Below are 12,291 nucleotides of genomic sequence, written 5' to 3' on the forward strand. Positions count from 1 at the left end.
AAGATACTTTCATCATGAACCGATTTTCCCTTTGGATTGTGACGGCGCTGACCGCACTGGGCCCTGCCATCTGGGGCTCTACCTATATTGTCACTACCGAAATTCTGCCGCCTGATCGCCCTTTTATTGCGGCATTTTTACGCTGCTTTCCTGCTGGCCTGATGCTGTTACTGTGGAGCCGCCGCATGCCAGCCCCTGGCGATTGGGGGCGCACCCTGATTTTGGCCGCCTTGAACATTGGTGCTTTTCAGGCACTGCTCTTTGTCGCAGCCTATCGCTTGCCGGGTGGTTTGGCGGCCGTCGTCGGTGCGGCTCAACCTTTAGTGGTTATTGCGCTGGCCTGGGCATTGGAAGGCAAACGCCCCGTCACAATGGCCTTAGTCGCCTGCCTGGTGGGTATTTTCGGCATGGGGGTTTTACTACTGTCCCCAGAAAGCCAATGGGATACCTGGGGTATGGTGGCCGCGGTTGTGGGCGCTTTATGTATGGCGTTGGGCACCTATTTGTCGCATCGCTGGCGTAGCGGCATGCCCATTTTGGCGTTCACGGCCTGGCAGTTAATGTTAGGCGGCTTGATGCTCGCCCCCTTGGCTCTATGGGTGGACCCGCCGCTGGATAGCTCCTTAAGCACGGTGCAAATTGGCGGCTATCTGTATCTCTGTTTGGTGGGCGCTCTGCTAGCCTACACCCTATGGTTCCGCGGCATTGCGGTCTTGCCTTCGGTAGCGGTGTCTTCGCTGGGCCTGCTCAGCCCGTTGACCGCTGTAATCTTGGGTTGGCTGATTTTAGGTCAGGCCATGACAGGCTCTAGTCTGATAGGCATTATTTTGGTGATGGGCAGCGTGCTGGCAGTGCAATGGATTAGTAATCGGCCCAAAAAATCGAATTAAGCAGGTATAAAAATAGCGCCCCTTTTTTAGCTGAACGGGTGGGCGCACGGTGTAGAGCTCACTATCTTGCTACTCCACTCGAAGCAGCAAGATAGTGATTAATAGCGTTCTTGAAGCACTTGGGCCAAATCAGTTGAAAAGCGCTGTGCACCTTTGGCATCCAGATTGGCAAAGCTGACACGTAAACCTTGAGCAGGGTTACTCACACCAAACACTTGCCCAGATCGCACCAGCCAGCCACGCGCGGCCAACCCGGCCAACACAGGTTCGGCTTCCCGATCCAGCGGAATCCACAAGTTGAAACCCTCTTCGCTATCCCAAAAAGGGATGCTTTGTTTTTTCAAGGCATGCATCAAATCAGTGCGAGCCTGCACATAAGCCGCTTGCGCCACGCGGGTCTGCGCTTTGATATCCGTATCGGTCAGGCCATGCACGACCATTTGCTGCAAGAGATGGCTGACCCATTGCGCGCCAGATGCCAAGCGCTGAGACAGGCGTTCGCCGGTTTGCAGATCAGAGGCCACCAAAGCCACACGCAAATCAGGTCCCAGGCCCTTGGATACGGAACGGATCAGGGCCCAGCGCAGATGATCGGCGGGAATCACATTGCGATAAGGGCTGCTGGCCAGCATCCAAAAGTGGTCATCAATCATTAACAGCAGCTCGGGATACTGCTTGAGGATTTGTTCGATTTGCTTGGCCCGCGCCCGGCTCAAGGAGCAGCCCGTGGGGTTGTGCGCACGCGGTGTCAGAATCAAGGCGCGCAGGCCATCTGCCAAGGCTTCTTCCAGAGAAGCGGGCACAATGCCTTCACTATCAACCGCGATACCCACTGGCTTATAGCCCAAGGTATTGACCGAGTTAATGCTATTCAGATAGCCCGGATCTTCAATCCCGACCTTATCGCCCGCCAGCAGAAAGGCTTGCAACAGACGCTCGATTGCATCTACTGCGCCATAGCTGACGTGATAATCGGTCTCCAGCGGTGTGTCTTTATGAAAAACCTGTTGGCACACGGCGCGCAGTTCGGGCACCAAGGGATCCGCGCCGTACAAGGCCTGGGTTTGGCCACGCACCCCAGCCGTCAATTGTGTGGGAGCCGGCAAATAAGCCAGTGCCGGATTACCACTGGCCAGATCCTGCAAGGCTGAACTGGCGCCATGACCTTCACGCGCCAATTCACGAATAGCCTCGCGGATACGCGTGCCACGGCGGCCCTGGGCATCGGCCACCCCCGCTGACACCAAACGCTTATAAGCAAGGGCGACGGTGTTCCGGTTCAATCCCAGTGTTTGGGCTAATTCGCGCACCGGCGGCAATATCTGGCCCGGAGCAATACGCCCCAGCGCCACTTGTTGCCGGATATCATCGAAAAGTTCCTTCGCATTGCTTCCCTGGATATTCATTTTGACCTATGACATAATAGTTTGTGCGCGACCCGCAGGGTCGAGTTTATCTTTTTTTTCTTCCTTATTGGTGCGCCATGTCCGAATCCGCCCCTGATGTACTTCACGCCGAGCATTATCCCACCTCCACCAGTGTAGAGGCATTTCGGGAACGCATTGCCCTGGTACAACAAAGAATTGACACTGCTTGTCTGCGCTACGGACGGGCTGCTGGCGATGTGCGTCTGTTAACGGTCAGTAAAACCTTCGGGATTGACCGTATTCGTCTGGCATATCAAGCCGGTTGCCGCTTGCTGGGCGAGAACAAGGTTCAAGAGGCAGAAGGCAAATACGAGGCGCTGCGCGAAGAACTACCCGATTTGGAATGGGCTGTTATTGGACACTTGCAAAGCAATAAAGCCAAGTCTGTTGCGCGCTTTGCGTCTGAATTCCACGCCTTGGACAAGCTCAAGACCGCCGAAGCACTGGACCGCCGTCTGCAAATCGAAGGCCGTAGCCTGGATGTATTCGTACAGGTGAACACCTCGGGCGAGGAAAGCAAATTTGGGTTGCCGCCCGACGAAGTTCACGCTTTTGTGCGCGAATTACCACAGTTTTCTGCGCTACGTGTGAAGGGTCTGATGACCTTGGCCCTGATGGACGCGGACCCGGAACGGGTACGCCCTTGCTTTGTTCTACTGCGTAATTTGCGCGATCAACTGCGCAACGACATCCCCCACGCTGAAAACATCCGTGAATTGTCCATGGGTATGTCCGGCGACTATGAAGTCGCTATCTCCGAAGGCTCCACGATTGTGCGCGTTGGACAGGCCATTTTTGGTGCACGCGCCACGCCCAACAACTTTTACTGGCCCGTCTCTGATACGGCAACAACATCATGAATCCATTACGCCTGATCATCCGCCAAAACGGCAAAGAAGTCGGACACTTTGAATCCAGCCCCTGCTGCCCGCCCGAACAACTTGTGGTCGTCGCCCGGCATTTGATGACCTTGCCCGACACTGAGCTGGAACTGCAACAAGCCAAAGGCGAACACCGCATTCTGGATAGCGGCCCTCATGGCCTGCGTGTCCTCAGTGCACAAGTTCTGTACGAAACCGTAGATTTGCATGCCTGGTTGCAACAAGGCAGCAAAGTTATTGCCTGAGCCTAGCCCATGACTGGGCCAGCTCTTGATCACTAAGCTTGCCCGTCCTGTAGCGCCTGATCGCCTTGAGCATGAATTGCTCATCGTACTGCTTCATAAAAAACACCCCAAAGGTTGGATCCGTATCCAACTTTTGGGGTGCAATTCAAACAGCCAGGTATGTTGCTACGTCAAATACCTGGAACTGCAGAGTGCTTAACGGTTGACCTGTTTGGCAGGCAAAGCGTAGGCCAACAAGCAACTTACCATCAAACTACCGGCAAACAACCACAAGGCGGCACTGCCCGAGCCTGTCAGGTCGGTGACCCAACCGATCAGGGAGTTACTGACCAGACCGGCAATATTGGCCAGCGAGCATGCCAAGGCAAAACCTGTCGCCGCTGCCGTGCCCTTCAGGAAGGTCGCTGGCAAGCTAAAGAACACAGGCACTGCACCCATAATCACTGCCGAAGCCACCGTGAAGGCCAAAACCGTCAACCAGGCATCGTGAGCTACAAAGGTACTGGCAGCCAAGGCAATCGCACCGATAGTCAGCGGCACAATCAAGTGCCAGCGACGTTCACGACGACGGTCAGAACTGGCACCAATCATCAACATACCGACCACACCGGCCAAGGACGGAATCGCCGTCATCAAACCAATCTGGAACGGGTCCTGCACACCCGCAGCGCGGATAAAGGACGGCATCCAGAAACTGATGGAGTAGGTTCCCAGTAGAATCGAGAAGTCGATCCCGCCCAACATCCACACTTTCAGATTGAAGAAACCATCTTTAAAGCTGTGCTTGACGCCTTTACCTTCGGCATCGTCAGCGGCCAAGTCAGCTGCTAAACGAGACTTTTCTTCCGTGCTTAGCCAAGGGGCAGACTGATAATTATTCGGTAAGGCCCAAAATGTCAGGATACCCAACAGCACACTAGGAATGGCCTCCAAAAGGAACAACCACTGCCAGCCGCGCCAGCCATTCATGTGGTCAAAGTGACCGATAATCCAGCCGGACAAGGGGCCACCAATTACGCTGGACAGGGGCAAACCAATCATGAACAAAGCAATGATCTTGCCGCGTCGGTACGTGGGGAACCACAAGGTCAGGTAAAAGAGCACGCCAGGCAAGAAACCGGCTTCTGCTGCACCCAGCACAAAACGCAGAATGTAGAACTGCGTGGGTGTAGTCACAAACATGGTCAGGCCAGACAACAAGCCCCAGGTAATCATGATGCGGGCAATCCACAGCTTGGCGCCCACACGTTCCAGAATCAGGTTGCTGGGTACTTCAAACAGGATGTAGCCCAGAAAAAACAGACCGGCACCCAGACCATAAGCCGTCTCGCTCCATTGCAGATGATCCAGCATCTGCAGTTTGGCAAAGCCGACGTTAATTCGGTCCAGGTAAGCAGCCAAATAACAAAAGCACAGAAAGGGGATCAGACGCCAGACGATCTTCTTATAGAGATCTCCGTTACCGTCCCGGTCTGCAGGCACAGCCGTGGGACTTTGGATGGATGAATGCACCTTGTATATCTCCAGATAATTATTGGTATGCCTGGTGAACCAGAAAACTGCCTAAAAACAGCACCTGACAGAACACAGCAGGGCCCGGAACGTGTCCGCATTCCCCCCAGTGGGTCGCAGACCGTTTACAGATTAAGAGTGATGGATCAACGGAGACTCCCGACCTGGCAGGTCTCTTTATAGAGAGAGGCCCTGCACAGAACCGGAATCCGAACTGATGGGCGCTGTGCTGAATCCGGATCGCTCCCGGAATCAGCACGGTACGCACTTTAGCTGGACTTCAGATCTTGACCGTACAGGTCGTAGCCATATACCCAAGCCGGATCTTCTTGCGTACGCAAGAACGTGTTGGCATTGGACACGGACTGAACACGAGTTGCACGCTCTTTACGGTTGAGCTCATACAACTGGAACGCCGTACGGAAATCCGACAGACCGGTTTCTTGCAAGCAGCGTGTCAACATGGCGGCATCTTCAATAGCCATGCAAGCGCCTTGAGCCATGTGAGGCTTCATGGGGTGACATGCGTCACCCAACATCACCAGACGGCCACGGCTCCACAAAGGCAAAGGATTACGGTTGCGCAATGGCCACTTGGTAATGCTTTCTGTCGACTTGATCAGATTCTGAACGGTGGAATGATAGCCGTCAAAAGCTGCCAGCATCTCTTCTTGCGAGCTGTCCACATATGCACCCTGGAAATCCCAGGCTGGATGTGGCACACCCGTCACAAAGTAGTATTCATCACGCTTACCGGTGGTGTAGTACACCATCATGTGGCGATCGTCTGTCCACCACTTCACACAGTCTTCAAATTCATCGGCAAAGCGAGCCAGGTTTTCACCACGGATCAGCGCACGGTGTGCAACCCAACCGCTGTAAATAGGATCTTCCACGCCCAGCAAGGTTTCGCGAATCTTGGAGTGGATGCCGTCGGCGCCAATCACAATGTCAGCCGTTACGTTGGTGCCATCAGCAAATTCCAGCAGCACGCCCTCTTCGCGCTCCACCAGATTTTGCAGGCGTTTGCCAAAGTGCACGGTGCCCGGCTTGATGCTGTCGATTTGCAAAGCGTGCATATCGCCACGGTGCACCGTAATGTAGGACGCACCGTATTCTTTCTTGGCAAATTCGCCCAAAGGGATACGGGACAGGTAATCGCCCGTCTCGCCATCACGGCTAAACCAAAAGTCGGGGTGCGAGCCCATTTGATCTAGCTGATTTTCCAGACCCATGCGGCGGAAAATTTTCATGACGTTGGGGCCCACGTGGATACCGGCACCCAAACGCGAGAACTCTGGCGCCTGTTCAAATACTTGTACATCAAAGCCTGCTTGCTGCAACAGAGTCGCCGCAGCGGCTCCGCCAAGACCGGCCCCTACAATCGCAATCTTGACTGTCTTTTCCATCGTTAGCTCCAAATCACGGCACTCATTAAAAGTGCTCACCACATGTTTTTTAGTAGTGTACACACTAAGTTTAAGCATGAAAACAGGTGATTGGGCTAGGGTTTATACCTACCTTAAGTTAATTTATATAGGTCTTTAAAGCGTAGAAAATCAGTTTTTATTCAATTAATATCAAATACTTATATTTTAAAATCAAAACAAAACCAAGCCTTGATAATCTAGACATCAAATTTATTTAATTTTCAAATTTAACAGTGTGTAGACTCATTTATTGCGGTGCACACCCTAAAAGACCAGATACTTTAAATAAGAAATAACTGATCTGGATCAGGCATGCAGCATCCCTCGCACAGGTATACTCGCAGGGTTATTTCCGCATCTGGCCTGCCCATTCCACAACAAGACAGAAAGACTATGCAGCCTACCTCCCCCGTTTCTGAGCCTCAAACCTTGTCCTACGATGTCACCGAACAAATCGGCCACCTACTGCGCAAGGCAGGTCAGCGGCATACGGCTATCTTTCAACATTACGTGGGTGACAACCAGCTAACCGCCATTCAATTCGTGACGCTATGCGCCTTGCGCGACCACGGCCCCAGCTCCCAAACAGAACTGGTGGAAGCCACGGCGGTAGACCAGGCCACCATAAGGGGCATTATTCAGCGCCTGAAATCGCGCGATTTGATCGAGCTGGCCCCGGATAAGGACGACCGTCGTAAGGTTATTGTGGAACTGACTCAGGAAGGGTTGGACCTGCTGGATCGCGTCATTCCCCGTGCCCATACCATCAGCGAGCTGACCATGGGCAATCTGAACCCCGCTGAACGCGTGGCCATCGTCTATTTATTGCGCAAAATGATAGACAGCACGCTGGAAATGTCCGACAAAGAATAAGGCCAAGCATCACTTTAAGAGACTATGTTTTATTCGGCCTTTAAGATATATTTAAAATACATCTTATAACTGATCTGCCATGAATCCTTTGACTGCCTCCCCTGCCTCTACCCGCCCAGAATGGCGCGCATTCCTGGAACTGGGGTTTCGTCCCCTTTATCTTTTAGCCACGCTTTGGGGCGCGGCCAGTATTGCGCTCTGGCTCTATACTCCCGGCTGGCTGGCCAATACGGCCATCCCTTCCTTGTACTGGCATGCCCATGAAATGCTCTGGGCCTTTATCGGCACCATTGCCGTGGGGTTTTTACTAACCGCCAGTGCGACCTGGACCGGGCAGCCCACTTTGCGCGGCCCCTCTTTAGGGGCTTTGTGTTTGATCTGGATTCTAGCCAGATTCAGCTTTCTGCTTCCTAATGGCCTGATGGCAGCGCTGCTGCTGGACGCCCTGTTTTTCTTTATTGCCGCAGCCGAACTGGCTCGCGTTATCCTGATCGCCCGCAACAAGCGCAATTACGGCATTCCGGTCGCACTGCTGGCTTTGGGCCTTAGCCACAGCCTGTTCATGTACAGCCTGATGCAGGGCCAAGATCCCATGCCCTATTTCTATAGCGGCTTCTGGACCATGGGGCTGATCACCTTGCTGATTGCTCGCCGCATCATCCCTTTCTTTGCCATGCGTGCCTTGCCCAGCCTGAGCCTGCCCGCACAAACACGCAGCGGTCATTGGCAAATGGGGCTCAGTGCCATTGCCATTGTTCTCTCACTGACACCTTGGCGTCTGCCCTTGGCAATCATCCTGGCCGCCTTGGGCTTGATCGCCTGCTTCCAATGGATTCGTTGGCAGCCCTGGGCCAGCCGCAAGACCCCGCTTTTGTGGATTCTGTATCTGGGCTATGCCGGTCTGGCCATCGGCCTCCTCAGTGCCGCCGCCTATGAGGCTGGCTGGATTCTGCGCGCAGCCTGGCCGGTACACATTGTGGGCTTGGCCGGCTTTAGCATCATGATTATCGGCATGCTGACACGTACTGCCTTGGGCCATTTGGGACGCCCCTTGCGCGCCACGCCCAAAGTGGTGTTGGGCTATGTGCTTTTGATCGCCGCCTGTGTATTGCGCTTGCTGGCTTTGATTCCCAGCAGCTGGAGTCTGCCACTGCTGCATATCGCGGGCTTGTGCTGGATTCTGGCCATGCTTAATTACCTGCATCAGTTTGCCCCCATGCTCATTCGCCCCAGAATGAACTGATCGCAGCATCGGCGCCACACTTTAAATACAAAGTCCCTGGTGCCGTTTATCTTTATTTTCTGCCTGACAGTGCCTGCTTATACTAAGCAGGCACGTTGGTGACACCCCCAGTCGCCAACGCGGGACGGATCGTTCTGATCCTTATTAATCCGCACACACTCCCCCATGCCTGCTGCCCTTTTGGCCTGCGCCACCCTGAAACGCATTCTGTTTATCGGACTGTGCACCCTGCTTTTGCCGCTTCCGGCGCTAGCCGCAACCGATCCCTGCCAGGGCAGCCGAGATCTGGTCGTCGTCGGCCATATGGATGACGACTTATTGTTTATGAATCCGGACTTGCTCAGCGCTATTCAGGCCGGGTCCTGCATGCAAGTCCTGTACCTGACCGCCAGCGAGCGCAAAGGGGGGCTGGAGTATATGTATAGCCGCGAGCGCGGCGTCCGTGCGGCCTATGCCTATATGGCTGGGCTGGCCAATGAGTGGCAGCAGGCTCGTCTGATGGTGGGCAGCGCTTCTATCGCCCAATTTACGCTACGCGCCAGGTCGGGTATTCAGCTTAGCCACTTGCGTTTGCAAGATCCGTGGCTAGGTCCAGGTTGGGGCAGCTTGACTCCTTTGAGTCGCGCCGAGTCCGTTCCCGGCCAAGTGGTCCAAACCTTGGACAGTCCCCAGCAAAGTCTGAACCGGGAACAATTGGTTCAGACCTTGGCTGCCTTGATACGGCTTTATCGCCCCACCAGCATTCGCTACCTGGACGACACCAATCCAACTCCCTACACCCAGTTGTGCTGGCGTTGCACCGGGCATGGGCACCCGGACCATATCGCCAGTGCCCGTCTGGTTCGGGAAGCCATGCTGGCTGCTCCTGGCAATTACGCACAAATTGGCTATGTGGATTATCCGATTCAAGAACAGTCCCGCAATTTGACCTTAAGTGAGATTCACAGCAAAACCGAGATTTTCCGGCGCTATGCCTGGCACGATCAACATGCTTGCAAAGGCCCCGCTATTTGCCAGGAACCTGCCGGCCCGGCCGCTGCCTGGGTGCAACGCAGCTACTACACCAGCCGCGCGGACTATCCGGCCAGCCTCTTGAGCGATAGCACTGGCAGACTCAGTTTTTTTGCCTCCGGTGAACAAAACGACGCCATCAACCAGTGGGACGTAGACGAACAGCGCTGGACCACATTAGGCGGCCGCACAGCCGATGCCCTGAGCGCCTTTCAATACCCCGATGGCAGCCCCGGCCTTTTTGCCCGTGATGCCACTGGCCAGGTCTGGGTCAGCCGATCACCCGACGAAGACGAATGGCTGGCCTGGCAAAAAGTACCCGGCACCCGTGTTTTGCACACCCCACTGGTGAGCCGTCATGCCAGCCAGGCAATTGCCATGGGAACGGATGGTCACTTTTATTGGAGTGCCGCCCGTCAGCCCGATTACGGCTGGAGCCCGTGGCAGGCTTTGCCCACACTGGCGCAGGCGGCCTATCCCGCTACGCTCAGCGTAGACACTCAAGGACGCGCCCATGTGTTTGCCAGCAATCAAGGGGGGCAACTGTTCCAGACGTATCAGCAAGCCAACTCGCAATGGCAACCCTGGCAAGCTGTGCCCAGCCCTCTCATCAGTGGAGGACTGGCTTCTATCGTGAATGCGCAAGGCGGCATTGAGTTGTATATGCGTGACCGCCAAAGCCAGCATCTGCTGCGTCTGGCACAAAACCCTGGCAATCAGCATTGGTCCCGCCCCCAGGATCTGGGCCTAAGTTATGTGGGCATTCCCGCACTTAGCCTGGGCGAACAAGAACAAGTCGTCGTCGCCATTCAGAAAGGCCCAGGCGGGGCCATTGTTCTAGTCGATAAAGATCAAATTTACGAAGTAGAAAAGCAATCTGCATCTCAGCCTGCCCTTTATAAGCTGGGTGGGACGCTGTATCTGGCTAATCGCCCTATCGGCCCCAAACAGCACTATCGACTGCTGGAGCGTCGCCACGGCAAGTGGGTACAAGTGGCTCTTACCCAAGCGCCTCCGCCGGGAGGAGGACAGTCTTTTAGCGAGGCGCCCGCCTTCATTACCCAACCCTTTGTGCAACCTTGATGCCCCATACCTCCTTTTAAACGTAACAAAGTACAGGGGTGCTACCTAGCTGCCAGAGTCTCGCCCAGGCCAAAAAGCGAATCCAGTTCGTGATCCCGCCTCTTACTCTGTCTCAAGAATTCCGACCCTGTCCGTATTATCTTGTTGCAATAGCGTGCGCTTGCCTTCTCAGCTCCAGTACAATCGCCCGCTAACGGCTTCCGGCTTATCGGTGCCTTACTCTTTTATTTAGCGAGTCTTCAGAGATCATGAAGCCAACTACTTTATTTGCTGCCCTGCTGGGCATCGCGATCGGCGCCGGTGGCGCCATTTATTACGCCAAAAACGTACCCACACCGGCCGCAAACAGCCCGGTCAGCGCCCCCAGCACCATCGGCTCCGCCCAAACCCTGACGCTGGGCCAGTCCAGCTCCGGTGAATTGACCAGCAAGAGCTTTTTGAACCTGAGCGATGGCGTACGTAGCAGCCTGTTTGATGTGAAGGCCGAAGCAGGCCAGATTATCAAGATCATCGTCAGCGGTCCTTTGCGCCCGCAAATCAGCGTGCTGCGCAATGGCGAACTGGTGACACGCACTCAGCGTTGCGAAGACTGCCCGGATAGCGAGACCAAAGGTCAGGCGACCTCCCTGGGCTTTAAAGCCGACTTCAACGACACCTATCAAGTGGTCGTCAGCGGTTTTAATACCAGCTCCTACGGTCCATTCCAGGTCGTTGTAGACACGCTGAAAGCTTATACCGGCGAGCCCCTGACTCAAGACCAGACGATTAATGACTGGGCCTTGGGCGGTCAGAAGCGCTACCGCTTGAATATCGATAAAGACGGCTTGTACAGCATCGCCATGAAGGCTGAGCAAAACAGCATGGACGCCTATCTGAAACTGATGGATCGTCGAGGCATGGAGCTGGCTTCGGATGATGACAGCGGTGGTGGCACGGATGCCCGCATGCAGGTTTACCTGAAGGCGGGTGAATACATTGTTCAGGCCAGCTCGGCCATGGGCGCACAAAACTTCCAGGGCGGTTTCTCGCTGGAAATCAAACCTGAAGAAATGACAGGCGAGATCGAGCTGAAAACCGGCGACAGCCTGAACCTGGGCGGTGACGGCAAAACAGGTCTGTTCACGGGCGAAACCCAAACCTACAGCTTCACCCTGTCCGAGCCCAAGCTGGTAACGGTACAAATGGATGCCCAAGGTTTCCAGGCTACGCTGGAAGTGGACTCCAACAGCGCCAATCAATACGGCGATGAAGCGGGTCAACAACGAGTACGTAGCGTGCTGGCTGCTGGTGAGCATCAGGTGAAGATCTCTGGCTCCAATCAGGCCGGTCTGTATGTTCTGGTGGCCTCGGCCGATGAGGTGCCTGCGAACGCCGGTGGCGGTGTGCTGCGCGTGGGTGAGCCCCGTCAAGCGCTGATGCTGCAAGGCATCACCAGCGACAGCTACAAACTGAACGTGCGTCAGGCTGGCAGCTACGTCATCGACATGACATCTCCTACCTTTGACACCTACTTGACGCTACAGAAAGACGGCCAGACCGTGGCTGAAGACGACGACAGCGGCGGCGACCTGAATGCCCGTCTGGAAGTTCAGCTGGAAGTGGGCGAATACGAAGTGAAAGCCATGTCCTTGGGCAGCTACGACCAAGACATGGAGTACGAACTGACGGCCAAACGTCGTTAAGACGATCCAGGCAG

Annotated in this window: 10 protein-coding genes; 7 read left to right on the top strand and 3 right to left on the bottom strand. The window is 54.9% G+C overall.

Annotation, left to right across the window (positions count from 1 at the left end; genetic code table 11):
* The first annotated feature begins 14 nt into the window (after window positions 1–14).
* Complete coding sequence (locus IE156_RS13170) at window positions 15–890, top strand: DMT family transporter (RefSeq protein ID WP_189393012.1); 876 nt, start codon at window positions 15–17, stop codon at window positions 888–890.
* A gap of 98 nt (window positions 891–988) precedes the next feature.
* Here the strand turns inward: IE156_RS13170 and IE156_RS13175 are convergent, their stop codons facing one another.
* Window positions 989–2,296: an aminotransferase class I/II-fold pyridoxal phosphate-dependent enzyme gene (locus tag IE156_RS13175; protein WP_189393013.1), complete on the bottom strand. Its 1,308-nt coding sequence runs from the start codon at window positions 2,294–2,296 to the stop codon at window positions 989–991.
* Between the two features lie 77 nt (window positions 2,297–2,373).
* Here IE156_RS13175 and IE156_RS13180 point away from each other — a divergent pair, with 77 nt between their 5' ends.
* Together IE156_RS13180 and IE156_RS13185 are read left to right on the top strand one after the other, a co-directional pair.
* Entirely contained in the window at window positions 2,374–3,177 is an 804-nt protein-coding gene (locus IE156_RS13180; protein ID WP_189393014.1) for a YggS family pyridoxal phosphate-dependent enzyme, read from the top strand.
* Entirely contained in the window at window positions 3,174–3,443 is a 270-nt protein-coding gene (locus tag IE156_RS13185) for a hypothetical protein (protein WP_189393015.1), read from the top strand. The genes IE156_RS13180 and IE156_RS13185 overlap by 4 nt, the downstream gene beginning before the upstream one ends.
* Before the next feature lie 195 nt (window positions 3,444–3,638).
* Here IE156_RS13185 and IE156_RS13190 read toward each other — a convergent pair whose 3' ends face one another.
* Complete coding sequence (locus tag IE156_RS13190; RefSeq protein ID WP_189393016.1) at window positions 3,639–4,955, bottom strand: MFS transporter; 1,317 nt, start codon at window positions 4,953–4,955, stop codon at window positions 3,639–3,641.
* Between the two features lie 269 nt (window positions 4,956–5,224).
* Window positions 5,225–6,364 (bottom strand): FAD-dependent monooxygenase, encoded by a 1,140-nt coding sequence (locus tag IE156_RS13195; RefSeq protein WP_189393017.1) that lies wholly within the window; start codon window positions 6,362–6,364, stop codon window positions 5,225–5,227.
* A 414-nt stretch (window positions 6,365–6,778) separates the two neighbouring features.
* Between IE156_RS13195 and IE156_RS13200 the strand changes: the two genes are divergently transcribed.
* The 4 genes from IE156_RS13200 (at window position 6,779) to IE156_RS13215 (ending at window position 12,277) form a co-directional block, all read left to right on the top strand.
* Window positions 6,779–7,258, top strand: a complete 480-nt coding sequence (locus tag IE156_RS13200; RefSeq protein ID WP_189393018.1) for a MarR family winged helix-turn-helix transcriptional regulator — start codon at window positions 6,779–6,781, stop codon at window positions 7,256–7,258.
* Window positions 7,259–7,337: 79 nt separating this feature from the next.
* On the top strand, window positions 7,338–8,501 hold the full coding sequence (locus IE156_RS13205; RefSeq protein WP_189393019.1) for an NnrS family protein: 1,164 nt from the start codon (window positions 7,338–7,340) through the stop codon (window positions 8,499–8,501).
* 165 nt (window positions 8,502–8,666) lie between these two features.
* The gene (locus IE156_RS13210) at window positions 8,667–10,595 is read left to right on the top strand and encodes a DUF8189 domain-containing protein (RefSeq protein ID WP_189393020.1); all 1,929 of its coding nucleotides are present in this window, start codon (window positions 8,667–8,669) and stop codon (window positions 10,593–10,595) included.
* Between the two features lie 248 nt (window positions 10,596–10,843).
* Complete coding sequence (locus IE156_RS13215; RefSeq protein ID WP_189393021.1) at window positions 10,844–12,277, top strand: hypothetical protein; 1,434 nt, start codon at window positions 10,844–10,846, stop codon at window positions 12,275–12,277.
* The last annotated feature ends 14 nt before the right edge of the window (window positions 12,278–12,291 follow it).

It is taken from the genome of Alcaligenes pakistanensis (genome assembly GCF_014652815.1).
GTDB classification, from domain to species: Bacteria; Pseudomonadota; Gammaproteobacteria; order Burkholderiales; family Burkholderiaceae_B; genus Alcaligenes; species Alcaligenes pakistanensis.

Coding starts and splice junctions, on each gene's coding strand:
- IE156_RS13170 (WP_189393012.1), top strand. CDS start 15: ATGAACCGATTTTCCCTTTGGATTGTGACGGCGCTGACCGCACTGGGC.
- IE156_RS13175 (WP_189393013.1), bottom strand. CDS start 2,296: ATGAATATCCAGGGAAGCAATGCGAAGGAACTTTTCGATGATATCCGG.
- IE156_RS13180 (WP_189393014.1), top strand. CDS start 2,374: ATGTCCGAATCCGCCCCTGATGTACTTCACGCCGAGCATTATCCCACC.
- IE156_RS13185 (WP_189393015.1), top strand. CDS start 3,174: ATGAATCCATTACGCCTGATCATCCGCCAAAACGGCAAAGAAGTCGGA.
- IE156_RS13195 (WP_189393017.1), bottom strand. CDS start 6,364: ATGGAAAAGACAGTCAAGATTGCGATTGTAGGGGCCGGTCTTGGCGGA.
- IE156_RS13200 (WP_189393018.1), top strand. CDS start 6,779: ATGCAGCCTACCTCCCCCGTTTCTGAGCCTCAAACCTTGTCCTACGAT.
- IE156_RS13205 (WP_189393019.1), top strand. CDS start 7,338: ATGAATCCTTTGACTGCCTCCCCTGCCTCTACCCGCCCAGAATGGCGC.
- IE156_RS13210 (WP_189393020.1), top strand. CDS start 8,667: ATGCCTGCTGCCCTTTTGGCCTGCGCCACCCTGAAACGCATTCTGTTT.
- IE156_RS13215 (WP_189393021.1), top strand. CDS start 10,844: ATGAAGCCAACTACTTTATTTGCTGCCCTGCTGGGCATCGCGATCGGC.